Annotated in this window: 22 protein-coding genes and 1 pseudogene; 10 read left to right on the top strand and 13 right to left on the bottom strand. The window is 68.7% G+C overall.

From position 1 onward, the window contains the following. Positions 1 to 63: 63 nt before the first annotated feature. From CWS50_RS03515 to CWS50_RS03500, 4 genes are read right to left on the bottom strand one after another with little or no spacing between them, the layout of a single operon-like run. Positions 64 to 1,059: an ABC transporter substrate-binding protein gene (locus tag CWS50_RS03515; protein WP_127841683.1), complete on the bottom strand. Its 996-nt coding sequence runs from the start codon at positions 1,057 to 1,059 to the stop codon at positions 64 to 66. Then, positions 1,056 to 1,736, bottom strand: a complete 681-nt coding sequence (locus tag CWS50_RS03510; protein WP_127841682.1) for an ABC transporter permease — start codon at positions 1,734 to 1,736, stop codon at positions 1,056 to 1,058. Before CWS50_RS03510 ends, CWS50_RS03515 begins: the two co-directional genes overlap by 4 nt. Next, the gene (locus CWS50_RS03505) at positions 1,733 to 2,494 is read right to left on the bottom strand and encodes an ABC transporter permease (RefSeq protein WP_127841681.1); all 762 of its coding nucleotides are present in this window, start codon (positions 2,492 to 2,494) and stop codon (positions 1,733 to 1,735) included. Before CWS50_RS03505 ends, CWS50_RS03510 begins: the two co-directional genes overlap by 4 nt. Next, positions 2,491 to 3,390, bottom strand: coding sequence for an ABC transporter ATP-binding protein (locus CWS50_RS03500; RefSeq protein WP_127841680.1), 900 nt, complete (start codon positions 3,388 to 3,390; stop codon positions 2,491 to 2,493). Before CWS50_RS03500 ends, CWS50_RS03505 begins: the two co-directional genes overlap by 4 nt. Positions 3,391 to 3,509: 119 nt before the next feature. Between CWS50_RS03500 and CWS50_RS03495 the strand changes: the two genes are divergently transcribed. From CWS50_RS03495 to acs, 3 genes are all read left to right on the top strand, one after another. Next, entirely contained in the window at positions 3,510 to 4,175 is a 666-nt protein-coding gene (locus CWS50_RS03495) for a PadR family transcriptional regulator (RefSeq protein WP_127841679.1), read from the top strand. A gap of 1 nt (position 4,176) precedes the next feature. Continuing rightward, positions 4,177 to 5,226 carry a zinc-binding dehydrogenase gene (locus tag CWS50_RS03490; RefSeq protein WP_243118441.1) on the top strand — a complete coding sequence of 350 codons (1,050 nt, stop codon included), beginning with the start codon at positions 4,177 to 4,179 and terminating at the stop codon, positions 5,224 to 5,226. A gap of 314 nt (positions 5,227 to 5,540) precedes the next feature. Then, a complete protein-coding gene (gene acs, locus CWS50_RS03485; RefSeq protein ID WP_127841678.1) occupies positions 5,541 to 7,466 on the top strand; it encodes an acetate--CoA ligase in 1,926 nt (641 codons plus the stop codon). Here the strand turns inward: acs and CWS50_RS13935 are convergent. After that, positions 7,463 to 7,912 carry a hypothetical protein gene (locus CWS50_RS13935; protein WP_306821218.1) on the bottom strand — a complete coding sequence of 150 codons (450 nt, stop codon included), beginning with the start codon at positions 7,910 to 7,912 and terminating at the stop codon, positions 7,463 to 7,465. The two genes, acs and CWS50_RS13935, sit on opposite strands and share 4 nt — an antisense overlap. On the opposite strand from CWS50_RS13935, the pseudogene CWS50_RS13405 reads away from it, so the two are divergent. After that, a pseudogene (locus tag CWS50_RS13405) lies at positions 7,833 to 7,994 on the top strand (penicillin acylase family protein); the annotation flags it as partial. The gene CWS50_RS13935 and the pseudogene CWS50_RS13405 overlap by 80 nt on opposite strands. Before the next feature lie 325 nt (positions 7,995 to 8,319). Here the strand turns inward: CWS50_RS13405 and CWS50_RS13175 are convergent. The 7 genes from CWS50_RS13175 to fumC form a co-directional block, all read right to left on the bottom strand. Beyond that, the gene (locus CWS50_RS13175; protein ID WP_206610462.1) at positions 8,320 to 9,510 is read right to left on the bottom strand and encodes a glycosyltransferase family 1 protein; all 1,191 of its coding nucleotides are present in this window, start codon (positions 9,508 to 9,510) and stop codon (positions 8,320 to 8,322) included. Continuing rightward, on the bottom strand, positions 9,507 to 11,990 hold the full coding sequence (locus CWS50_RS03465; protein WP_127843209.1) for a sodium-translocating pyrophosphatase: 2,484 nt from the start codon (positions 11,988 to 11,990) through the stop codon (positions 9,507 to 9,509). The genes CWS50_RS13175 and CWS50_RS03465 overlap by 4 nt, the downstream gene beginning before the upstream one ends. 293 nt (positions 11,991 to 12,283) lie before the next feature. Then, positions 12,284 to 12,634 carry a VOC family protein gene (locus CWS50_RS03460; protein WP_306821219.1) on the bottom strand — a complete coding sequence of 117 codons (351 nt, stop codon included), beginning with the start codon at positions 12,632 to 12,634 and terminating at the stop codon, positions 12,284 to 12,286. 537 nt (positions 12,635 to 13,171) lie between these two features. Continuing rightward, on the bottom strand, positions 13,172 to 15,097 hold the full coding sequence (locus tag CWS50_RS03455) for a subtype A tannase (RefSeq protein ID WP_127841677.1): 1,926 nt from the start codon (positions 15,095 to 15,097) through the stop codon (positions 13,172 to 13,174). A 323-nt stretch (positions 15,098 to 15,420) separates the two neighbouring features. Beyond that, positions 15,421 to 17,274, bottom strand: coding sequence for a Na+/H+ antiporter NhaA (gene nhaA, locus CWS50_RS03450; protein WP_127841676.1), 1,854 nt, complete (start codon positions 17,272 to 17,274; stop codon positions 15,421 to 15,423). A gap of 44 nt (positions 17,275 to 17,318) precedes the next feature. Continuing rightward, positions 17,319 to 18,188: a nitroreductase family protein gene (locus CWS50_RS03445; RefSeq protein ID WP_127841675.1), complete on the bottom strand. Its 870-nt coding sequence runs from the start codon at positions 18,186 to 18,188 to the stop codon at positions 17,319 to 17,321. A gap of 418 nt (positions 18,189 to 18,606) precedes the next feature. Further along, a complete protein-coding gene (gene fumC / locus CWS50_RS03440; protein WP_257493103.1) occupies positions 18,607 to 20,076 on the bottom strand; it encodes a class II fumarate hydratase in 1,470 nt (489 codons plus the stop codon). 296 nt (positions 20,077 to 20,372) lie between these two features. Here fumC and CWS50_RS03435 point away from each other — a divergent pair, with 296 nt between their 5' ends. The 6 genes from CWS50_RS03435 (at position 20,373) to CWS50_RS03415 (ending at position 23,778) form a co-directional block, all read left to right on the top strand. Further along, entirely contained in the window at positions 20,373 to 20,588 is a 216-nt protein-coding gene (locus CWS50_RS03435) for a CsbD family protein (RefSeq protein ID WP_127841674.1), read from the top strand. A gap of 362 nt (positions 20,589 to 20,950) precedes the next feature. Continuing rightward, positions 20,951 to 21,184, top strand: coding sequence for an antitoxin VbhA family protein (locus CWS50_RS03430; RefSeq protein ID WP_243118439.1), 234 nt, complete (start codon positions 20,951 to 20,953; stop codon positions 21,182 to 21,184). Continuing rightward, the gene (locus tag CWS50_RS14035) at positions 21,181 to 21,702 is read left to right on the top strand and encodes a tyrosine-type recombinase/integrase (protein ID WP_423243489.1); all 522 of its coding nucleotides are present in this window, start codon (positions 21,181 to 21,183) and stop codon (positions 21,700 to 21,702) included. The genes CWS50_RS03430 and CWS50_RS14035 overlap by 4 nt, the downstream gene beginning before the upstream one ends. 166 nt (positions 21,703 to 21,868) lie before the next feature. Continuing rightward, positions 21,869 to 22,036 (top strand): hypothetical protein, encoded by a 168-nt coding sequence (locus tag CWS50_RS12895; protein ID WP_164860068.1) that lies wholly within the window; start codon positions 21,869 to 21,871, stop codon positions 22,034 to 22,036. 31 nt (positions 22,037 to 22,067) lie between these two features. Beyond that, positions 22,068 to 22,856, top strand: a complete 789-nt coding sequence (locus tag CWS50_RS03420; protein ID WP_127841672.1) for an Abi family protein — start codon at positions 22,068 to 22,070, stop codon at positions 22,854 to 22,856. 73 nt (positions 22,857 to 22,929) lie between these two features. Next, entirely contained in the window at positions 22,930 to 23,778 is an 849-nt protein-coding gene (locus tag CWS50_RS03415; RefSeq protein WP_127841671.1) for a hypothetical protein, read from the top strand. A gap of 64 nt (positions 23,779 to 23,842) precedes the next feature. Here the strand turns inward: CWS50_RS03415 and CWS50_RS13170 are convergent, their stop codons facing one another. Further along, positions 23,843 to 24,118, bottom strand: a complete 276-nt coding sequence (locus tag CWS50_RS13170) for a hypothetical protein (RefSeq protein WP_206610461.1) — start codon at positions 24,116 to 24,118, stop codon at positions 23,843 to 23,845. Between the last annotated feature and the right edge of the window lie 24 nt (positions 24,119 to 24,142).

The raw sequence follows: 24,142 nt of genomic DNA, 5'->3' as shown, positions 1-24,142 counted from the left end.
CTTGGAACCTGCAGCCTCCTTATCCTGCCCGACCCTGACCACACGTGGTGCCAGCCTCGCCCCTCAGCGCACCAGCCCCTTGTCCGCCAGCCAGGCGGAGGCAATGACGTCCGAGCCCAGCTGCTCCTGCCTGGAACGCGTGGTGAGGGCGCGCAGCTCCTCAGTGGTCAGCTGAGCAGAGACGGCGTTGATCGCGTCAACGGCAGCCTGGGGCAGGGTGCTGGCCACCAGCGGTATGACGTTCTGCGGCAGGATCAGCCCCTCCGGGTCCTCCAAGACCACCAGGTCGTTGGCCTCAATGGCGGGGTCAGCAGTGTAGATGTCAGCAACGTCTACGCTGCCGTCCAGGAGGGCGTTGAGCGTCATCGGACCACCGGAGTCCTCGACCGGCTCGACCTGGACATCCACGCCATAGGTGTCCTTGACGCCCTCTGGCCCATAGGGACGCTCCTCGAACTCCGAGTTGGCAGCGACGCTGACGGTGCGCCCCAGCGTGGCCAGGTCCCCGATCGAGGTCAGGGAGTGCTCCTGGGCGAAGTCCCTGGTCACCGTGTAGGAGTCCTGGTCGCTGGCCCGCGCCGCCTCCAGGACCGTGAGACCCTCAGGCAGGACGCCCGGCAGCGCCTCCTGGACCGCCTGGGCGTCACCGGCGCTCGTCTGGGAGTCGTAGAACTGCAGGAGGTTCCCGCTGTACTCCGGTATGACGGTCACGCCTCCTGACTCCAGCTCGCTCAGGTACGTCTCGCGCTGGCTGATCCGGTACTCCCGGCTGACCCTGAGCCCGGTGTCCTCCATGACCTGGGCGTAGAGCTCAGCGATGATCTCGTTAGAGTCACTCTGCTGGCTACCCACGACGATCGTGCCGTCACCAGAGGCTGTGCCCCCGGTGTCCCCGGCCAGGGGGTCGGAGTCGGAGCAGGCGGACAGGACCACTGCGGCCGCAAGGAGGCCGCCCCCGCCCAGGAGACGACGACGGCTCAGCGCGGGCAGCGCGGCTGGAGCCGCCGGGGGGACAGGGCCAGGCAGGCTGGTGGGGCCTGGGCCGGGGAAGGTCGTCATGGCTGTTCCTTTCGGTTGCTGCGCCCGCTGGCTGGAGCCAGGGCACGCTGAAGGAGGGAGAAGAAGGTCTCCGAGGCCAGGGCCACGGCGATGACCAGGAGCGCCGAGGCGAGCATCATCTCGTAGCGTTGTGTCCTGAGCCCCAGGAACATGAGACGCCCCAGGCCTCCGGCCCCGGTGTAGGCGGCCAGTGTGGCCGTGGCGACGACCTGGAGACTGGCCGAGCGCAGGCCGCCAAGGAGCAGCGGGACGCCCAGGGGGACCTCGACGCGGGTGAGGACCTGTAGCTCAGTCATGCCGCAGGAGCGCGCCCCGTCCACGGCCCCGGCGTCGGCGGCCCGCACGCCACTGGTGGCCCCGGCCAGGATGCTGGGCAGGGCCAGGACGACCAGGGCGACCATCGGCGCAGCCAGCCCGATGCCAAGAAGAAGGCCGAGCAGGGTGACCAGCCCCAGGGTGGGCAGCGCCCGCACCGCGCCGGACAGCCCCTGGACCCAGGTGGTCCCGCGTCCGTAGTGGCCGACCCACCAGCCCGCAGGAACCCCGAGGAGCGAGGCCAGCGCTACCGCCATGAGCGAGTAGCCCACGTGCTGGGCCAGGAGCGTGCCGAGAGCCAGTCGTCCCGACCAGCTGTCCGGGCTGAGGAGGTAGGCCAGGGCCTCAAGCAGGAGGCTCATGAGCCCGCCCCCATACCGCCCGGTGCACGAGAAGCCGCCTCGTCCCGGAGGCTCTCGCCACCGGGGCTGGCAACGCCTTCGGCAGCGGCAGCGGAGGCGCCCTCTTCAGCAGCGCCCGTCGCTGCCCCAGCGACGGTCCAGGGCATGAGCAGCCGTCCGAGTCCCAGGACGAGGAGGTCCAGGACCAGGGCCAGGACCGCAGTGAGCAGGATGCCCACAAGGATCTCCGCCCGGATGCCGCGCTGGAAGCCGTCGGTGAACAGCCAGCCCAGGCTGCGCACACCCAGGACGGCGCCGACCGTGGTCAGGGAGATGGTGGACACGCACACCACCCGCAGCCCGGTGAGGACGGCCGGGCCGGCCAGCGCCAGCTCGACGGTGAGGAAGCGGCGCACCGGCCCCACTCCCATGGCGGTGGCCGCGTCGAGGACGCGGGGGTCCACCGCGTCCAGGGCGTCCACGGCAGTCGGCACCATGATTGCCAGCCCGTAGAGCGTCAGGGCGACCACGACGTTGACCACGCTGCGCACACCGGTTCCCAGGACAAGAGGCAGGATGATGAGCAGCGGCAGAGAGGGGACTGCGTAGAGCAGGGAGGATCCCCCGACAAGCAGGCTGCGCAGCAGCACTGTGCGCTGGGCCAGCCGGGCCAGCGGCAGGGCCAGGACCAGCGTGGCCCCGACAGCGGGCAGGGCCTGGGCCAGGTGCGCGGTGAGGTATCCCAGGATCGTGGGGATGTTGGCGAGGACCCAGGTCACCGGACCGCTCCGAGGGGACGGGATGGCTCGGGTTCCGCAGGCTCCAGCCGCCCCAGGACCCGCCCGGCCTCGTCCAGGACCACCCGCTGCTCAGCCCGCTCCTCCAGCCGCAGGCGGCGGTCGGTGTCGTCAAGCCCCAGGAAGCGGACCACGAAGTCGTCAGCCGGGCTGGTCAGCAGCTCCGCGCCGCTACCCCTCTGGGCGACCTGGGCGCCCTCACGCAGGAGAATGATCTCGTCCCCCAGCGCCAGGGCCTCGTCCACGTCGTGGGTGATGAACAGGATCGTCTTGCCCAGGTGGCGCTGGAGGCGGATCAGCTCCTGCTGGAGCTCGCGGCGCACCAGGGGGTCCACAGCACCGAAGGGCTCGTCCATGAGCAGGACACCGGGGTCGGCGGCCAGCGCCCGGGCGACCCCGACCCGCTGGGCCTGCCCCCCGGAGAGCTGGTGGGGGTAGCGCCCGGCGAGGTCACGGCCTAGCCCCAGGACATCCATGATCTCCAGCGCCCTGCCACGGGCCTGGCTCCTGTCCTGGCCGTTGAGGCGGGGCACCAGGGTGATGTTGTCGATGACACGGCGGTGGGGCAGCAGGCCCGCGCTCTGCATGACGTAGCCGGTACGGCGGCGCAGCCTCACGGCGTCGCTGGCCGCGACGTCGGCGCCGTCAACGAGGACCGACCCGCTGCTGGGCTCGACCATGCGGTTGACCATGCGCAGGAGGGTGGTCTTGCCGCAGCCCGAGGAGCCCAGCAGCACGGTGGTGGTGCCAGCGACGACCCGGGCCGAGAAGGAGTCGACGGCGAGGGCGCCCTCTCCTGCACGACGTCCTCCCCTGCGTCCGCCCCCATGGCCTGGGTAGCGCTTCGTGACGGACCTGAACTCGATGGTGCTGCTCATGAGGGGCGGCGTCCTCCTCTCGCGACGTCGCCAGGCTGCCCCCAACGACTGCGTGGCAGGCACGGTACCAGGCATCAACTTCTATGTCGATGCGATATATCTTGACGTATCATGGTGTCGTGCTCGACCTGCAGATCCTGGGCTTCCTGGACGACGGCCCCCTCCACGGCTACGAGCTGCGGCGCCGTATCCTGGAGCTGGGGGGACCAGGGACCAGGCTCAGCGCAGGCAGCCTCTACCCCGCTCTGTCCCGCCTGGAGGCCGCTGGCTACCTGACCCGTGAGGACGCGGGCAGCAGCCGCCGGGTCCGCCGCACACTTACCATCACCGAGTCAGGACGCTCCCGCCTTCACCAGATACTGCGCGACACCAGCGGGGCCGACCTGGAGTCGCAGCCGCGCTTCCTCACGGTCCTGGCATTCCTGTCCCGCCTGCCCCCCGAGGAGCAGCGGGAGGTGCTGCGGCGCCGCATGGAGGTTCTGCAGACCCCTCCGGCCTTCTTCTACGACAACGGGCGGCCTCGCCGCCAGGCCGAGGAGGCGGACCCCTACCGGCAGGGCATGATCACGATAGCCAGCGCCGCCCGCCGGGCGGAGATCACCTGGCTCAGGCAGGTGCTGGAGGAGCCGGGCACAACGGTAGCGGCGGACCCGTCGGCCGGACGCACCACGCCCGGCACAGACAGCACCGGTACCACCGGCACCGCAGTCAGCGGGACCAGCCACCCGTCCGGCCATCGCACCCGCGCGGCCACCACCCGAGCCACCCGAGCCAGGAGCGCGTGACATGTCCTCATCAGTCACCTCCTCCACCCCTTCCTCCACCATGGCCGGCACCTCCGGGCAGGACGCGGCACCAGCCACGATGCTGGCCGCACGCCTCAGCGAGCCGGGCTCCGTGGAGAACCTGCAGGTGACCGAGCTGGCCGTCCCGGACCCGCCGCAGGGGTGGGTCCGGCTCAAGGTCATGGCCTTCGGCCTCAACCGCAGCGAGTACCACTCGGTCACAGGCCTTGCCGAGGGCATGACCTTCCCACGGATCCTCGGCATTGAGGCCACGGGTGTGGTGGACCTGGACCCCTCCGGCGAGCTCGCGCCCGGCACCCAGGCCGTCGCCCTCATGGGCGGCATGGGACGCCAGTTCGACGGAGGCTACGCCCAGTACGTCGTCGCCCCCCGCTCTCAGCTCCTTACCTTCCGCTCCGACCTGCCGTGGGAGGTCATCGGAGCCGTCCCCGAGACCCTGCAGACCGCCTACGGGTCCCTGACCACGGGCCTGGACCTGCGCCCCGGCCAGACACTGCTGGTCCGGGGAGGGACCTCGGCGCTGGGCCTGGCCGCCGCCGCGCTGGCACAGGAGAAGGGCTGCCGGGTCCTGGCGACCTCCCGGCGCCAGGAGGGACTGGATCTCCTGGCCTCACGCGGGGTGACACCTCTGCTCGACGACGGCGCGGTCGCCCCCCGGGCACGAGAGCTGTCGCCCCAGGGCGTGGACGCCACCCTGGAGCTGGTGGGCGTGCCCACCCTGCGCGACTCCCTGGAGGCCACTGCCGTGCACGGCACGGTGTGCTTCTCCGGCATGCTCTCCGACAGCTGGACGATTCCCGACTTCTACCCCCTGGACTGGATCCCCTTCGGGGTCAGGCTCACTACCTACTCCGGCGGGGCCGAGTCCCTCCCTCAGGGCGAGCTCCAACGGGTGCTGGACGCTATTGCAACAGGGAGCCTGGACCTGCTCCCCATCCACCCCTACCCCCTGTCACGGATACAAGACGCCCACCGCGATATCGTCGCAGGAACCCACATCGGCAAGCTGGTCGGCCTTCCCTGGGCCTAGAGCCTTGATACCAGTCACCGGTGCGCCAGGCGACCTCAGGCTCACTGCCGCTCACCAACAGCAGTCGCGCGATACCCGCCTCCTCACGTACTCTTTGCCACTACCCTGTCAGCCCGGCTGCTGACGGCCTGGCGGAGCCGCGCCACAGCACCACGGGTACCGCACCGCTGTGCCGGTGCCGGTGTCAGCGATGACGGGTCGGCAGGGGCGGTACAGAGCCAAAGACGGCGCCGGAGACGGCGCCAAGGGCAGTCACCAAGAAACGTACACCGAGGACGTCAGCGACGACGTCACCACGAGCCTGAGGAGGCACCATGGCACGCACGCACGAGCAGTCAGTGTCTTCAGCACCAAGCACCCCGTCCCCGTTTGTCGACCCGCCTGTGCAGGCAGCCGAGCACGCCTGGGTCCGCGACTGGAGGGCGCTGGAGGAGGAGGCCCTGGCGGACCCGCAGGGCTACTGGGCACGCAGGGCCGAGGAGCTGGAGTGGTCGACCCCGTGGCGCACGGTCCTCGACGACACCGAGGCGCCCTTCTACCGCTGGTTCACGGGAGCGCGGACCAACATTGTCTCCAGCGCCGTCGACCGGCACCTGGGTACGGCGCGCAAGAACAAGCTGGCCCTCATCTGGGTGGGTGAGGACACCTCCCAGGTACGCACCTTCTCCTACTTCGCCCTCGGCCGGGAGGTGGAGAGGATGGCCAACATCCTCAAGGCGATGGGCGTGGGCAAGGGCGACGTGGTGACCATCTACTTGCCCCGGATCCCCGAGGTCGTCTTCACCATGCTGGCCTGCGCCAAGATCGGGGCCATCCACTCCGTGGTCTTCGCTGGGTACTCCTCCGAGGCCCTGACCGCCCGGATCGACGACTCCGAGTCCACAGTCGTCGTCACTGCCGACGGGTCGTGGGTCAACGGCCGGGTCTTCCCGCTCAAGGACATCATCGACGAGGCAGTACGCTTCTCCCCCACCGTGCACAACGTCATCGTGGTGCGCAACACGGGCAGCGAGGTGACCATGGACCCGATCCGGGACCACTGGTACCACGAGCTGTGCAAGATGCCTGTCGCCAAGGGCCGCTGCGAGACCCTCCAGCTCGACGCTGAGGACCCCCTGTTCATCCTCTACACCTCGGGCTCGACCGGCCAGCCCAAGGCGGTGCTGCACTCCCACGGCGGCTACATGGTGGGCACCTACGTCACCCTCCACGACTGCTTCGACATCCATGACGAGGACCGGTGGTGGTGCACCTCGGACCCGGGGTGGATCACCGGACACAGCTACCTGGTCTACGGCCCCCTGCTGTGCGGGGCCACGACCTTCATGTACGAGGGCAACCCGACCTACCCCTACCCCGACCGGTGGTGGGACCTCGTCGAGCGCTACGGGATCACCTCCTTCTACACCGCCCCCACGGCGATCCGCACGCTCATGCGTTTTGGCGAGGCCTGGGTCAGGCGCCACGACCTGTCGAGCCTGAGGCTGCTGGGCAGCGTGGGAGAGCCCCTCAACCCTGAGGCCTGGACGTGGTTCCACCAGGTCGTGGGCCAGGAGCGGTGCCCCATCATCGACACCTGGTGGCAGACGGAGACAGGGATGTTCCAGATCACCACGGTGCCCTCCATGCCCATGAAGCCCGGAGCAGCAGGCCGTCCCGTCTTCGGGCAGGAGGCTGCCGTGGTGGACGAGGACGGCCACGAGGTGCCCGACGGGGTCGAGGGCAACCTGGTCCTCAAGCGCCCCTGGCCCTCCATGATGCGCACCCTCTACCGTGACCCGCAGCGCTACGTGAGCACCTACTGGGAGAAGTACCCCGGCCTCTACCACACGGGAGACTCCGCCCGGCGTGACGCCGACGGGTGGTTCTGGATCATCGGCCGCACCGACGACATCATCAAGGTCTCAGGCCACCGCCTGGGTACCGCGGAGGTGGAGTCCGCGCTCGTGTCCCACCCGGCCGTGGTCGAGGCGGCCGCCGTGGGCCTGCCTCACGAGGTCAAGGGGCACGCCGTCCACGTGGCCGTGGTCCTTCTGCCCGGCACCGAGCCCACCCGCAGGCTGGAGGCCGAGCTGCGCCAGCACGTGGCCTCCACCCTGTCCCCCATCGCCAAGCCGGACTCCTTCGACTTCCCTGAGACCCTGCCCAAGACCCGCTCAGGCAAGATCCTGCGCCGGGTCCTGCGTGCCCGGGCGCTGGGACAGGACGAGGGCGACCTGACCACCCTGGACGCCGACTAGGCTCCTGCCCGCCCTGGAGGCGGATGGGGCCTGGCGCCCGCAGGCACCCAGCACGACACGGGTGACCGTGCCCGAGGCGACCACCAGGAGTCCCCTGGGCAAGGTGGCCTGGGCGACCCCGACGCGGCCAGCGGCTGAGGGCCGGGTCCGGGCACGGCAGGCTCCTCGCTCCAGGAGACGCCCGGCTCGGGCTCTGCCAGCTGGCACTGGGCCACGACGACGGCCAGCTGCTCCAGCACGGCCGCAGAGAAGAGCCGCTCACCACTGGCAGCGCTGTGCACCGCCTCCAGGAGCTGCTCCGGGGAGCCGTCCTTGAGCAGGAAGCCGACCGCACCGGCCCGCAGGGCGAATCGCCCTGCGGGCCGACTGGCACTGAGCTGGCCGTCGGGGAGCCGCACCCACTCGTGCAGGCCGGGCAGGACGGCCAAGACATGGTTCGCGATCAACCACGCCACCGACGCCGAGGACATCGCCGCTGCGGCGGCGGTCTTCGAGGACCCGGCTCAGGACATCCTCTTCGCCACCGCCAACAGCGACATCGGCCACCAGGCTCCCGGCCAGTATCCCGTCAGGCAGATCAAGGCCCCAGCAGACCAGCAGGCCGCGACGGCCCACGAGGCGGACAACCTGGCCGCCGCCCCCCGGGGTGCCGCGATCATGGCGGCGGTCTCCTCCCACCTGGCACACGCCGCTCTCAATGACGAGCTGGGGGATGAGTACCCCGGGGAGCCCCGGCTGCTGGGGCAGCTGGCGGCCGAGCCGGACAACCCCCTGTGGGAGGACACGACCACTTCGGAGGTGGAGGACGCCTCGGCGGGCCAAGGGCGGCGGGACGGACAGCACCAAGACGTCCCTAGGTGCCGAACCACTCCCGCACCCGGTGGGCGACAGCCCGGTCAAAGGCGTCGTCGGAGTGGTGGGCCGCGATCCAGGCCGCGAAGGAGCCGCCCGCGCACTGGTCCATCTGGGCACGGCAGGCCTGTGGGTCACGCAGGGCACGGATCAGCATCTCCTCGGCCTGGGCCGCGCCGCGGTAGAGGAACGGGTAGCCCTGGGGCACCAGCGCCCTCGCCCACGGAAGGTCCGGCAGCACACCGACCACACCCGCGCCCAGGGCCTCGACGTAGAGCAGGCCGTAGGACTCCTCCTGGGCGGTGGCCAGGAAAGCCGTCGTGCGCGCCAGGGCCTGCCAGTAGGAGGAGCGCGTGGCGGTCAGCGGCCCCACCCACACCCAGTCCCGCCGGGACACGACCATGGCGCGCTCGGAGACCAGGTGGGACTCGTGCAGACGCATCTCCACCCTCAGTGGCACCCGCCTGCGGACACGGTCCACCACCTTAAGGAAGAGTTCCGGCCTCTTGTTGCGTGACAGGTAGATCGCCGGGTAGAGCACGACCGGGGGGTCAGCCGGGTCGCGGGGCTGGATGTGGTCCAGGCGGAACCCCAGGTTGACCCAGGCCAGGCGGGCCTTCTCCGCCAGCTGGGGGACGGTCCAGCGGCGCACCACCTCACGGATCTCGGAGGCGGTGCGCTCGGAGTTGGCGAAGGTGGGAAACAGCGCGCAGGACAGCGCTGTCGCAGCCGTCGTGACCTCGTCCGCGCCGTCGGACACCGGCGTCCAGACAAAGTTCATGACCCGTGGGCCACTGCGCCCAGCAGGGTCTCCCAGGTCTCCGTCTCCGCCCAGGCGGAGGTAGACCTGGGGGGAGTCCACCACGTCCATGTTGATGATCACGCTGCTGCGCGGGTCCACCATCCCCAGCGGCAAGATGTCGAAGTCCCCCGGGCCGCTGCGGTCGGCACCACCGGCGCCAGTGGTGCGGCCACCAGGAACGCTGCCAGGGGCGTCACCGAGACCTCCGTCACCCCCGTCGGCACCGCCACCGGTGCGACGGCTTGTACCTCGTCTGGCCACAGGGCCTACAAGGACCGCGTCGGGGAAGATGCGCAGCAGCCTCCGCACCAGGGTGTCGCCCGCCTCGTGGCCAGCCACCTGGCCGTCGGCGCTGATGACGACGTCGTCGCGCTTGATGACGATGCTCATGACGGGTTCTCCTGCTCTGCCAGGACCTCTTCCGGGACCTCGTCGTGCTCCTGGAGGTCGTCGGGTGCTGCGGAGCCTGCGGTACGCATGGCGTAGAAGGACCGGTGGACGAAGACGAGCGAGACCAGGAGGAACAGGACGGACAGGCCTGCCACCAGCCCCCTCGCCCCCTGCTCCGTCAGGCTCACCGCCAGCTCGACGGCCAGCAGCCCGAAGAGGGTCGTGAACTTGATGATGGGGTTGAGCGCCACGGAGGAGGTGTCCTTGAACGGGTCACCCACAGTGTCACCGATGACGGTGGCGTCGTGCAGGGCGGTGCCCTTCATGTGCAGGTCCACCTCGACCACCTTCTTGGCGTTGTCCCACGCCCCGCCCGCGTTGGCCATGTAGATGGCCTGGTAGAGGCCGAAGACGGCGATGGACACGAGGTAGCCGATAAAGAAGTAGGGGTCGATGAAGGCGAAGGACAAGGTAGCAAAGAAGACGGCGAGGAAGATCGTGAGCATCCCCTGCTGGGCGTACTGGGTGCAGATCTCCACGACCCGGCGCGAGTCCTCGGCGCTGGCCCGCTGGGTCCGGGTGTCCAGGTGGATGGAGCCGCGGATGAAGGCCACGGCCCTGCTGGCGCCGGTGGTGACGGCCTGGATCGAGGCACCGGAGAACCAGAAGACGACGGCGCCGCCGGTCACCAGCCCCAGGAGGAAGGGGGCGTGAAGCAGGGAGAGGTTCTCGATACCGGTGGTGAGGTGGTCGGTCAGGCCGATCATGATGGAGAAGATCATGGTGGTCGCCCCGACGACGGCGGTGCCGATGAGCACCGGCTTGGCCGTGGCCTTGAAGGTGTTGCCGGCACCGTCGTTGTCCTCCAGGAGGAGCTTGGCCCGCTCCCACTGGGGGGTGAGGCCAAAGTCGTGGGACAGCGCGGTGCCGATACCCTGGACCTCCTCAATACGGGAGAGCTCGTAGACGCTCTGGGCGTTGTCCGTCACCGGCCCGTAGGAGTCCACCGCGATCGTCACCGGCCCTGTCCCCAGGAAGCCGAAGGCGACCAGGCCGAAGGAGAACACGCTGGGGGCCAGCATGTACTGGTCAAGCCCGTCGGCTCCGAGCAGGTAGGACGCCGCCATGAGGCCGACGACGGCCATGCCCAGCCAATAGGCGGAGAAGCTGCCCGCCACCACACCAGAGAGGATGTTGAGGCTCGCACCGCCCTGGCGTGAGGAGGTGACGGTCTCACGCACGTGACGGGACCTGGTGGAGGTGAAGACCTTGACCAGCTCGGGGATGAGTGCCCCGGCTGCGGTCCCGCAGGTCACGATCGTGGCCAGCCGCAGCCACAGGCCTGCGCCCAGCCCGCCCAGGACGAGCCACGTGGTCAGGTAGGTCAGCACCACGCACAGCAGCGAGGTCAGCCACACCAGTGTGGACAGGGGCGCCTCAAAGCTCATCTGCTCCGCGTGCGCGTAGCGCGCCCTGGTCCAGGCGCCGTTGAGCGCGTACGCCGTCCCCGCCGCCAGGATCATGGCTGCACGCACGGTGAACAGCCACACCAGCAGCGTGGCCTGGACGGCAGGGTCGTTGACCGCCAGGAGGACAAAGGTCACCAGCGCCACACCCGTGACCCCGTAGGTCTCGAAGCCGTCGGCGCTGGGGCCGATCGAGTCCCCGGCGTTGTCCCCGGTGCAGTCGGCGATGACACCGGGGTTGCGGGGGTCGTCCTCGTCGATCTTGAACACGATCTTCATCAGGTCCGCGCCGATGTCGGCGATCTTGGTGAAGATGCCCCCGGCGATCCGCAGGGCCGAGGCGCCCAGGGACTCCCCCACGGCGAACCCGACGAAGCAGGCACCGGCCACGTCGGCGGGAAGCAGGAGCAGGATGACCAGCATCATGAGCAGCTCCAGGCTGATGAGGACCATCCCGACGCTCATGCCTGCGCTCAGGGGGATGCGGTGCACCGGGTAGGGCCGCCCCCGCAGGGAGGCGAAGGCCGTCCGGGCGTTGGCGAAGGTGTTGACCCGGATACCGAACCAGGCCACCAGGTAGGACCCACCCATACCCAGCAGCGAGAAGGCCACGACGACGCCTACCCGCCCCCAGGTGAATCCCACCAGCGCCCTGTAGTAGATGACGATGACGGCGGTGATGAAGCCCCACAGGACAAGGAGGAACCGTCCCTGGCGCACCAGGTAGGCCTGGCAGGTGGAGTAGATGAGCCCGGCGACCTCAAGCATGGAGCCGTGGGCAGGAAGACGCCGCAGCCGTAGGAAGGTGGCCAGGCCGAAGCCCAGGCCCATCAGGCAGACGACCGCGCCTGCGGCCAGCAGGACCCTTCCGTCCACGCCCGCGACCCGGGCTGCCGACAGGTCGGGCAGGACCAGACTGGCCTCGCCTCCGCCAAGGCCGTCCTGGTCCTGGGCTCCTGGGCTCCCCGAGCCCGCCGAGCAGGCAGACAAGGCCAGGCAGGACACGGGAGCCATCAGCAGGCCAGACCTGGGGCGCCTGGAGGCGCGGCGTCGTCGTCCGCCTGGTGGCCCGCCTGGTGACGCCACCGGCCCGGGCCTGGGGGCGCGGGAAAGAAAGGGACTGGCTGGGTCGGGGTCGAAGTCGGCGGCCCCACGGGTGGAAGGCATGTGACCTCACAGCGTCCTGGGAACATGGTCGTCAGCAGGAGGGGACCGTACTGTCCCGCTGCCTCACCCGCAGTCTAACGGTGATACTCATCACTCGGAAGAGGGTTCAGGCTCTTTTGCTCCAAAGAGCCAGAGGAGGCTCAGCAGCCCCCGGCGACCACCTCGACCCGGTTTCCCTCAGGGTCCAGCAAGGCAGCCTCGTAGTAGCCGTCACCAGTGGTGCGGGGTCCGTCGACGACGCGCACCCCGGCCTCACGCATCCGTGCGGCCATCTCGTCCACGGACCGGCGGTCAGCCAGGGAGAAGGAGACGTGTGCCCAGCCCATCCGGTCACCACCCACCCCGTCAGCGACGTCGGGGCGGGCCATCAGCTCCAGGCGCGCTCCCCCGTCGAAGGTCAGGATGTAGGTGCGCAGCCCGGCGAGGGTTGTGGTAGAGGTCCCCGGAGGTTCCCGAGAACCAAGTGGTGTAGAAGGATCGGGCGGCCTCAAGGGCACCCACCCACAGGGCGGCGTGGTCGATCCTGGTCATCTGCCGTCCTGCTCCTTATGTTGCTTATGTCTTGCTCGCAGGTCCTGCCTCTCAGGCCCTCGGCCCGTCGGCTGGCTCCGCCGCTCCGGCGGCTCGTGGCGGGAGCCGCGTGCGGGTGCGGCTGCCGTATCGTCAGCCGCCGGGTGTGCCGGGGTCACGTGGAGGCGGCTGCTGGCGCGGCGCACAGCCACACTGATTGAGGACGGCGAGAACGTTGTCATCGACAATGGGACAACCTGCGACATGGTGGCCGGGGAGCTGACGGGGCGTGACCTCACCGTCCTGGAGGAGGCTGGTGTCCAGGTCACCGTCTGCCGGTAGCCCGCCCCTTCCGGCCGTGGGAGGGAAGTCCGAGCGGGAGCTTGCGGACCACCGCCTGTCACCAGCCAGGGCGCACCGGACGGCGGCCAGCCTGCTGCCACTCAGGCTGAGGCGACCAGCGCCAGCACCGTCAGGACCACGGCCAGGGACGGAAGACTGCCCTGCTTGAAGAACGGTCAGGCGGCTGCTGTCTCCTTGACCCAGGCGATGAAGTTCTCCTCGCCGGTTCCGGTCAGCTCGGCCATGGTATGGCCCTGCCCCCATACGGTGGCGAAGTCGACGTTGCTGACCCCTGCCCGCTCCAGGGCCAGGGCCAGGTTCACCTCCACGGTGGAGGCGGTGTCGCCCTGGGTGATGCCGGTACGGATGCGCCAGGCCGGGGCCAGTGACGACGTACCGTAGCCCTGCGAGCCCTGGGCCAGGTAGTACATGGGATCGTACATGCTGACCCGGGTAACCATGTCCACGCCTTCGGAGTCGGTGGTCGCCATGTCCTCCTCGTAGGCGCTCGCCCCGTGCTCCTCGCTCCAGCCTTCCAGGGAGGAGTAGTCAGACTGGCCCGCAGTGAGGACTTCCTGGCTCATGGTGGAGAAGTGCAGGCTGGTCTCCCCCACACCCATAACCAGGTTCTCGGTCTGGCCCCGGTCAGTGCCGTCAAAGGCCCCCACATCCTTGGAGGGAGGCTTCTGAGAGGTGACGAACCCGGCCAGGCCAGTCACGGTAGCCGTGTTTGTCGAGGCGTCATAGGTCACCCACTCGGTGTCGGTATTGAGATAGGCGATGTAGTCCTCGACTGTCTCATACGTGGTGGACTCTGAAGAGCTCCCAGCGCTACCAGGCTCTGCCGCACCCGCAGGGCCACCCTCACCGTCTCCGGAAGGCGCCTGCCCTGAAAGAGGCGTGCCACCCTCGGAGGGAGTCTCCGTGCCGCCCTCGGGGGACTTGCCCTGCGAGGAGCCCTGCGGACCCTCGCTGGCGGGTGCCTCCCCCGAGGGAGCCCCGGAGCCCATGCCCGCCGTCTCCGTGGACGAGGGGGTGTAGGGGAAGGTAGTGACCTCCAGGAAGTCGTTGAGCGAGGTCTCGATGACTCCCACCAGGTGGTCGTAGTAGGTGCCGGAGAGGTAGACGCCGTCGTCGGAGGGCTCCAGCGTGAGGGCGTTCCCGTCCGCGTCAGCCAGACCCAGGGAGCTCAGGTGCTCGGCATAAGCAGCAGCCAGGTCCAAGGAGTACTGCCTGGTCCAGGTGCCCTCGGCACGGGTGCCGGTCGTGGCGAACTGACCCATGTTCCACTCGTAGGCCCCGTTGGCGCTGTCCAGCGAGGTGATGGGGCACCAGCACATGGCTCCGGCCACAGCATCGGACAGGGCATTGCCCTGGGCGTCGGTCGTGGCAGCTCCCAGGGCGGCCAGGTAGGGGGCGTACAGGTCGGAGTCGCCCGACGCTCCGGCCACGGCGCTCTGGGCACCACCACCGCTGTGACCGAAGACGTAGACCTTCTCTGTGTCTCCTGGGAGGAGGTCGGCGTTGTAGCGCAGGTAGCGTACCGCCGCCTTGAGGTCGGCAACGCCCCAGGGGGCGTTGCCGGAGTAGGAGTCAGTGGTGGAGTCCTTGCCGCGCAGGCCGACGTGGACGTAGATGAGGCCCGCCTCCATGTAGGACTGGACGGTCTCGTAGGAGTACTCGCTGAGCGGTGCCTGGGCAGAGTAGCCGGGAGTGTTGACCGGCAGGACCACGGGCGCGGTCTGTGCGGTGAGGTCGGCGACCGAGCCCTGCGCGCTCACTGCTGCGGTGTAGGTCCCGTCACCGTTGTCACTGGCCTCCATGTAGGGCCCGGGCACGCAGATGCACAAGGTCTCGTAATCAGGCGCCTGGGGATCAGCCACGTAGCTGACGCCAAGCTGGTAGTAGACGTCGCCCTCGGAGTCGTAGGACCAGGCGGCGCTGTCAAGAGCCAGCTCAGGACTCGTCGTAGCCACCTGCGTGGCTGCGGCGGAGGACCCGGACCCTGCGGAGCCTCCCGCGCTGCAGGCTGCCAGCCCCAGGACCCCCATGGCCGTGGCGGCCGGAACCGCAGTGACAAAGGTGCGTCGTCTCATCTCCATAGCTCAAGGCTCCTCGTTCCTGTAGTGCAGTCTGCGACTCTTCCCGGTCCTCCACACCTCCCTGCGACCGCAGCGTGCGGGCCAGGAGGAAGAACCGGGGAATATAACACCACGAGACGCCATGCCTTCGCCAGGACAGGACTGTGCCAACACTGTGAAAATCTCCCGCCTGGGGACAGCAGCGTCGGAGCTCCTGTATTCCCGGCGTTCTCAGAGTTCCTGGTGCTGCGCGCAGGGGGCAGCACCGCCCCCCTGTCTCACGGGAAAGCAGCTCGGCACTAGCACCCTGTACCGTCCCTCAGGATCTGCGGCGACCACGCCGGTCAGGAGGTCCCCTCCCCCTTGCGGACCGCCTCCGTCAGCGTCCAGCGGTTGAAGACCCCGTGAAGGCGCTGTCCGTTGAGGTAGAGCACCGGAGCGCCCTCCTCCTCGGTCAGGCCGTCAACCTCCAGGGTCTCCCTGAGGACCTTGGGCTCATCAACGGCACTGCTCACCCGCCGCCACAGGGCCTCCACGTCAAGCCCCTCCTCCTGAGCGGCCCGGGCGATACGCTTCTCGGTCACCTCGCCGCGCATGGCTGCCAGGCTGTCGTGGAAGGAGCTCCAGCGGTGCTGGGCGTAGGCGGCCTCCAGGGCCAGAGCGGCCATGAGGGAGTCCGGGCCGGTGACCCTGTGGCGCATGACCAGCGCGAGCCTGCCGGAGGCCACGAGGGGCTCGATCGCCCACAGCGCCTCCACGAGCCGCCACCGGTCCTCGTAGGTGACGTCGGCGTAGTTGACCAGGACGTTGGGCGCCTCAGGCGAGCCGAAGAGGATCTCGGAGCCCATGTCCACGCCACGAGGCAGCTCCTCCCCCTCCCTGGCAGGTAGCGGCCACAGGCGCTCACCCACACGGAAGATGACGGTGGCCAGCACCAGCGCCAGCAACGAGGCGCACAGCACGCCGACACGAGCCTGGTCGCGGACTGCCTCCCCCTCCAGGGCAAGGCCCGCAACCAGCAAGGAGATGGTGAAGCCCATGCCGGACAGCGCCCCCAGAGCCATGACCCGTGGCATGTCCAGGCCAGGAAGGCGGGAGGAGGGGACCAGTCGCAGCACGATGCCGGCCCCCAGCGACACCCCGACGAGCTTGCCCAGCACAAGGCCGGCAACCACCGCCCAGGTGACCCGGGAGGACGCGGCCGCCGCGACAGCGCCTCCGGACAGCTCCACCCCGGCATTGGCCAGGGCGAACAGCGGCACCACCGCGTAGTTGACGTAAGGAGGCAGTACCGTGGACAGACGCTGGTTGAGCGGGATAGAGTAAGCCAGCGTCTCGCGAAGCACCATGGCGCTGGCTGGCGCGGGCGCCTGACGGAAGAGGCTGGCGACCTCCACGGCGCCGTCGACGTCGGAGCGTCGTAGGCTGTAGACGGGCATGAGCAGGGCGATGAGCACGCCCGCCAGGGTGGCGTGGACCCCAGAGCGGTAGAGGGCATACCAGATCGCGACCCCGAGCACCAGATAGGGCGGGACCCTCCACACACCCCACCGAGCCAGGAGCCACACCGCAACCAGGCCCAGGGCTGCCAGGCCCAGGGCCACCAGGTTGAGGGAGCGTGTGTAGAAGACGGCGATGACCAGCAGCGCCCCGATGTCGTCGATGACGGCGAAAGCCATGAGCAACAGCCTCAGACGTGGCGCCCGCCTGGGACCGACCAGTGCGAGCATGCCGATAGCGAAGGCGGTGTCTGTAGAGATGACGGTCCCCCACGCGTGGGAGCCCTCTGTCCCGCCGGCGACGGCGAGGAAGACGACGACCGGTACGACCAGCCCGCCGACCGCAGCCGCCACAGGCAGAAGGGCACGCCCCGGCAGCCTCAGCTCGCCCAGGGTGAGGTCGCGGCGCACGTCAAGACCGACCATGAAGAAGAAGACTGCCATGAGCCCCTCGTCCACCCAGCCGTGGAGGGTCAGCTCGACGCTGACGTGTCCCAGGGAAACCGAGGCGGGCGTGTCCCAGAAGTCGTGGTAGCTGTGACCGACATTGGCCCACACCAGGGCCAGGAGCGTGGCAACCGCCAGAGCCAGCGCGGCGTAGGTCTCGTTGGTCTGGAAGGCACGAATCCTCCGACGGCGCCTCAGGTAGCTGTCAACGCTCTCCCGGAGACCCGAGAGGTCAGCCCCAGTCGCGCTCACTCAGTTCCTTTCCTGCCGTTGACGTCGTCCTGCGTACCTGGTGGTCAGCATCCCGCCCGGGAGGTGGCCTCCCCAAGGCCCTGCCCGTCCTCTGACCCCCTGCCCTCTGACTCCTCTGGGCCGTCCAGGAAGCGGAAGCCCTGGGCCTCCATGGTGGCGGCAACCGTCGGGAAATAGTACCGGGAGTACATAGAAGAGGTGTCCTGGGACCAGGTCCCCATCTGGGTCATGCCCTGCGCGTCCCACCAGCCGCGCAGGACCTCGTCATAGACGAGAGCGCCACGCTTTACCACCTGCGCGTCATAGTGCTCCTCCATGGCGTAGGACTCCAGGGGAACCCGAGGCTTGACCTGAGGCGTCTTCTGCCGGTCCGCCACACCCAGGGTGGAGGCCACAACAGGGAAGGTGTGAGTGGGCAGCCCCAGCAGCTCAATGAGGGCGGCCGGGTTGTTACGGATGCCGCCGATCGCGGTGGTAGCGTATCCCAGGCTGTGGGCCGCAGTCTGAAAAGTGGCCAGGGCGATACCCGCGTCCACCGCACCGACAAGAATCCCCTCGGCACTGCGCTGGACCACCTGCTCACGCTGGTGCTGCTGCGCCGCCAGCCCGGTCCGGTAGTAGTCGATGACGAACACCACGACGACGTTCGCCCCGGCAACCTGGGGCTGTCCGTTGGCAATATCGGCGACAGCCTGGATACGGTCACGGTCACGCAGGACCACGAGGCTCAGCCCCTCGGCGTTGATAGACGTAGGAGCCTGCCGGGTGGCCAGAAGGATCTGGGTGAGATCCTCCTGCGCGACCTTCTCCCCGGTGAAGGCCCTCACCGAGCGGCGCTGCCGCAGCAAGGACAGGACCTCGTTGGTGGGCTCGGGATCAGGGACATCGTTGTCAGGGACATCGTTGCGCGTCATGACGACTGCTCCTCAGGTGCGGGCGGCTGCAGGTGACCGGAGCAGGCAGACGCAGCGGTGACGCAGACACCGGACCACGAACGGCCCACGCCGCCCCAGGACACGACGTCGGCATCAGCGACGGCTGCCTCGCCTCCTCCGCCTGCCTAACCCGCCCAGAGGCAGGAACATTCCTGGTCTGCCACACCTGCGACCACAATCACCCGGTGGGAGGAATACCCTGCGACAGACCTGGAAGACCGGCGATCTCACTGGTTCTGAGCGGATCTCTGCCGTCCCAACCAGGCTGCGGGAGCAGGAGCACAGCAGCGCAGCCCGGCCCACCGGACACATCTGTACCCGCACAGCGTCATGATACGGGTCGTGCGGACGGGCCGGGCAGTACCCTGCACCCGGGCCGCACCGCCCAGGCCACGTGCTACTCCTGCGCCGCCGAGGGGTGCGTCATGTCCGCAGGCACCACCCAGGCGTCAAACTGCTCCTCGGTGACAAAGCCCAGCTCCAGGGCGGACTGGCGCAGGGACAGCCCCTTGTGGTGCGCGTTCTTGGCGATCTTGGAGGCCTTGTCGTAGCCGATGTGGCGGTTGAGGGCCGTGACCTGCATGAGGTTAGTCTCCAGGTTGGCCTGGATGCGCTCCGTGTTGGGCTCGATCCCGTAAGCACAGTTGGTGTCGAAGGAGACGCACGCGTCACCCAGGAGCTGGATGGACTCCAGCACGCACCAGGACATGACCGGCTTGAACACGTTGAGCTGGAAGTTGCCCTGGGAGCCTGCGAAGCCGACGGTAGCGTCGTTGCCGAAGACCTTGGTGGCCACCATGGTCATCGCCTCGCACTGGGTGGGGTTGACCTTACCGGGCATGATGGACGAGCCCGGCTCGTTCTCGGGGATGATCAGCTCCCCGATGCCGTTGCGTGGACCAGAGGCGTACCAGCGCACGTCGTTGGCGATCTTCATCAGGGCGTCAGCCAGGACGCGCAGGGCGCCAGAGACCAGGACCAGGGCGTCGTGGGCGCCCAGGGCGGCAAAGAGGTTGTCCGCCTGGGTGAACTCGATACCAGTCTCCTCGCTGATCTTGCGTGCGCACAGCTCGCCGAAGCGGGGGTGGGCGTTGAGACCGGTCCCCACCGCGGTCCCCCCGATGGCCAGCTCGCGGGCGCGGGAGTCTGCGTAGCGGACACCCTCCAGGGCGAAGTCGATCTGGGCCACCCAGCCGGAGATCACCTGCCCCAGGGTGATGGGGGTGGCGTCCTGGAGGTGGGTGCGCCCCACCATGACGACGTCGTCGAACTCCTTCGCCTTGGCATCCAGGGTGTCTCGCAGCTGGGTGACGCGCGGGTACATGGCGGCAAGCTCGGAGACGACCGCGATGTGCATAGCGGTGGGGAAGGTGTCGTTGGAGGACTGGCCGCGGTTGACGTGGTCGTTGGGGTGGACGGGGGTCTTGGAGCCGATCTCGCCCCCGGCCATCTCGATCGCCCGGTTGGAGATGACCTCGTTGGAGTTCATGTTCGACTGCGTTCCGGAGCCGGTCTGAAAGACCACGAGCGGGAACTCGTCGTCAAGCCTGCCCGCGATAACCTCGTCACCGGCCGCGGCAATGAGGTCGGCGATGTCACGCGGCAGCTCGCCGAGCTCCGCGTTGGCCAGGGCGGCCGACTTCTTCAGGACCCCTAGCGCCCTGATCATAGGGCGACCCCACACGAAGGTCTCCCGGCCGATGTCGAAGTTGTGCAGGGAGCGCTCGGTCTGCGCCCCCCAGTAGCGGTCAGCGGCGACCTCGACAGTGCCCATGGAGTCGGTCTCGGTGCGGGTGGAGGTCGGCCGGTCCTGCTGGTCCAACGCCTTCCCTGGTGTCTTCTCTGGTGTCTTTGCGTCTGCTGGCATGCCCCAAGGCTACCCCGGAGCCCGGCACACGGTGCGAGGACCGGCGTCCTAGAACCTACCCGGGCCTGCAACCAGGCTCCCAGCCCGTCTCTCCCACCCCTCACCCCCGCCCGTTTTTCTCATTATTTTCTCTCTTTTCTCGCTATTTCCGCCTCACCACCCATTATCACCCCTTTTCTGTCCATTGAGCTGCAAAGCGGCACAGAACTGATTAACCCGACAGTAAACCTTCTCAGCACAGGGTGGTCGCAGATACGGTAGCAGCGCCCACGACAACGAGGCGAAAGGAGAATGTCATGAGCGACAGCGGAACCTTTGACCGCATGACGGGCAAGGCCAAGGAGTCCATCGGCAAGGCGACCGGGGACAAGGAGACTGAGACCGAGGGAATTATCCAGCAGGCCGAGGGCAGGGCCAGGAAGGCCACCGAGGACCTCAAGGACGGCGCCCAGGGAGTAGCCGACAGGGTCGGGAAGGACAGGGCAGGAAAGAACGGGCAGGACGAGCAGTAGGTTCTTGCACGGCAGGTCCCTGCACGACCGGTGGGTCGCCGCCTGCCAGCACCCAGCTGGCAGGCGGCGACCCACCGGGCCTGGCCTCCCCTGGGCCGGACAGCCGCAGACTCGCGAACCTGACCAGGACACGCCACCCAGGACCGCCATCTCGCACCCACACACCACCTACCGATTTCCCCGCCCGCCATATACGTCCGCCGCCATGCTGTACCTCTACCATTACGATCAGCCCGTTGCCGCATGGTGCGAGCTGATTTTCCTTGTTCCACTAAGGGCTATGGCGGAGCAGCAGATGACTGTGACCACCAGAGCCTGCCAGGCCCGGTACCATGAGGACGTCCAAGCCGAGAGGAGCCGACGTGGACGCCGAGTTCACCCCCGAGGCCTGGTGGCCCGACCTCTACGCGCCCCTGAGCCAGCAGGAGCGCCGTGCCCTGACCAACACCCTCGCCGCCGACTGGCACGAGGGCTGGACACCCAGCCGGGAGGACGTCGCCGACCTGCTGGCCCTTCGCGCAGGCACTCTCACCCGCAGCGAGTACCACGCACGCGCGCTGAGCCGGGCGGGCAACCCTGTCCCAGCCAGCGCCTGACCCCCTACGCCCCACACCAGGGCAGGCCGCCCTGGCCTGGGCGTCCTACCTGCGCCCCGAGACAATCCACCAGGGACCCCACGGCGAGATCGCCGGAGTCCTGCGCAACAAGCTCGACGCCACCAGCTTCAGGCAGGCCCTCCAGTCCCCCACCAACCACCCGCACCCACCGCACGACCACACCACCAGGATCATCCGCCTCATGCAGCCCGGCCCCGCCACCGGGCCGACACTGCACGACAGCCCGCACCGCTACCAACCCGGACGAGTGGGGCCTCCCCTCCCACAACGGCGGACACATCACCCCCAGGTGGGCCTCCAAGCTCGCCAGCCACACCCTCCCACTCGGATGGACACTCCACAGCCTGCGCCACAGGTTCACCACCACCGCCTACGCCGCCGACCGCGACATCCCCGCCGTCCAGCGCCTCCTCGGCCACACCTCCGTAGCCACCACCCAGCGCCACACCCAACCACCCACCACCGCCATGACACGAGCGGTAGAGACAGCGGCGTGACCCCACACGACAATACAGGTGGCAGAGCCCGACTCGACTCATGCCCGGGCCTGGCTGCGCCGGGCACGTCACAGACCAGCCGGGCGCCGTTGTGCTATGCTTGTGCCATCATGATCAGCCCGTTGCCGCAAGGCGCGGGCTGATTTTCCTTGTCCCAGGGAGGACCATGGCGGAGTACGCGAAACCGTGGCTGTCCGTCGACGAGCAGGTCGACCAACTGGCCGGGCACGGGATCGAGATCAAGGACCGCAGCCAGGCCGCGTCGCTCCTGCGGGCGGTCGGGTACTACCGACTCACCGGCTACCTCTACCCCTTCCGCGAGTCCGAGCCCTAACGTCGACGACGAGGGCCGCACGCGGACCCGCGTGCTCAGCAGGTACGCAGCGGGCACGACGCTGGGCCACGCCGAGGAGGTCATCGACTTCGACCGGCGTCTACGCATGCTCGTCATGGACGGCGTCGAGCGCATCGAGGTAGCCGTCCGCATGCAGGTCGGCCACGTGCTCGGCAGAAGGTCGCCCTTCGCCTACGAGGACCCGGCCTGCTTCACCAAGGCCTTCACCGCCCAGAGCACCGACGCCCGCGACCCCGCGCCGAGCAGGCACGTGCAGTGGCTCCAGCGGGTCAACGAGCGGAAGGCTGGCTCCGACGAGCAGTTCGTCGCCCACTTCCGGCAGAAGTACGATGACCGGATGCCGGTCTGGGCACTGACCGAGATCCTCGAACTAGGTCACCTGTCCGTCCTCTACCGGGGCATGCACCAGCAGGACGCCGAGGAGATCGCCCTGGCGCTCGGAGTCCCGACGAAGAAGATCATGGCCAGCTGGCTCGCGAGCCTGAACTACATCCGCAATGTCGCCGCCCACCACTCCCGGCTGTTCAACAGGAAGCTCCAGCACGCACCAGCTCGTCCCAAGGCCGGGCAGATCCCGGTTCTTGACCACCTACGGGACGACCCGACGGCGAAAAGGGTTTTCGGGACCTACAACGCCCTCGCCGTCATCGCCTACCTGCTGCGCTCCATCGACCCGGGCACTGGCTGGCCAGCGCGTCTGGTCGCACTGATGCGGCAGCTCCCGGCCTCGCACGCCCTGACAACCGCGTCACTGGGCGCCCCCAGCAGCTGGGAGTCCCTTGACCTCTGGCGAGGCTAAACGACCCAACCGGGAACAACACGGAGCCCGGACAGGGCTACCACCTTTTGGGCGCCACCTGTAACTTGGTTGTGTGAGTCATGACAGCGACGGAGTCTACGAGGCAGTCCTACGCGCCGTAGGAACCTCATCCTCCACAGCGAGTGCCCTGCTGCGCACCCACCAGGCACGCTCAGCAAGACTGCTCCAGCTTCACACACTCATGCCGCTGCTCCTGCCCGGGATCGACACCATCACCACCCTACTCGCCTTCCTCACCCGTGAGACACCGAGCCAGGCCCTCGGCGCCCTCCTTGACCGCGCGAGCAGGGAGGCCCTCAGGGGCACCGAAGGAGTGCTCGCCGACGACCAGCAGACCATCAACGACGCCGCCAGGCTACTCATGGAGATCGAGGTACTTCTCCAGGAGTGGGCCTACGACCCGGACCGGGCCGCACAGTGGCAGGACACGCCCGAGGAGGAGCGTCACCGCGTGTTCGGCTTCGGCAAGGTCCTCCAGCGGATCAAGCACCACCAGGGCGTGGACGACAACCTGGTCATGCCGCAGTGGCAGGAGTACCACGTCCACTCCATGATGCTGCACCCCACCCCTCGCCACACCCAGGAAGTCGTCCTTGTGGACCTGGTGTGGCAGACCAGCGAGGTACTGATCCACCTGGAGCGCGTCAAGAAAGCCGCCCTCACCCTGACACTCTCTGACGACACCCGGTTCGCCGTCGACCCGGACACCCTACCAGACGCCTGGCAGCCAGAACTCTGGAACGACGTGTACAACCACTTCCTCACCCTCAGGGACCAGGCCCGGGACGAGGCCCTGGCCAAGCACGGCATGGTCTGGACACCCCGCCAGCCACACCCCAAGGGACAGCCCCGCATCGTCCCCGCACCATCCCCAGAAGAACAGCCCAGGCACACCTCGTAGCACCCGTTCCTACGCGCAGCCTCGCAGGGCCGGCCAGCTCCTCACGCTGGATGGGACGCTGGTGTCACAGGGCATGGCCACGGGCCAGGCCCGGCCGAGGTGCTGGCACCTCCTCGGGCCTGGCACGCTCGGTGTGGTGGCCTGGTGGCGGCATGGCCGCCTGGTAGACCCGGCGCACCCGGGCGACCATGCCCGCGTCCACCGCCTGGTCCAGGCCAGCCCGGCTGGCCTGGGCGGCCCTCTCGGCCACGTCCTGGGCGATGTAACGGTGGCGTGGCAGCACCAGGCGCGGCGGGTAGGTGCGCTCCAGCAGGCCCGTGAGCTGGTCGGTCCTGGTCATCCCGGTCAGGGGCGTGTTTACTGG

It is taken from the genome of Actinomyces wuliandei (genome assembly GCF_004010955.1).
GTDB lineage: Bacteria > Actinomycetota > Actinomycetes > Actinomycetales > Actinomycetaceae > Actinomyces > Actinomyces wuliandei.
This window is presented reverse-complemented; position numbering and strand designations above follow the sequence as displayed.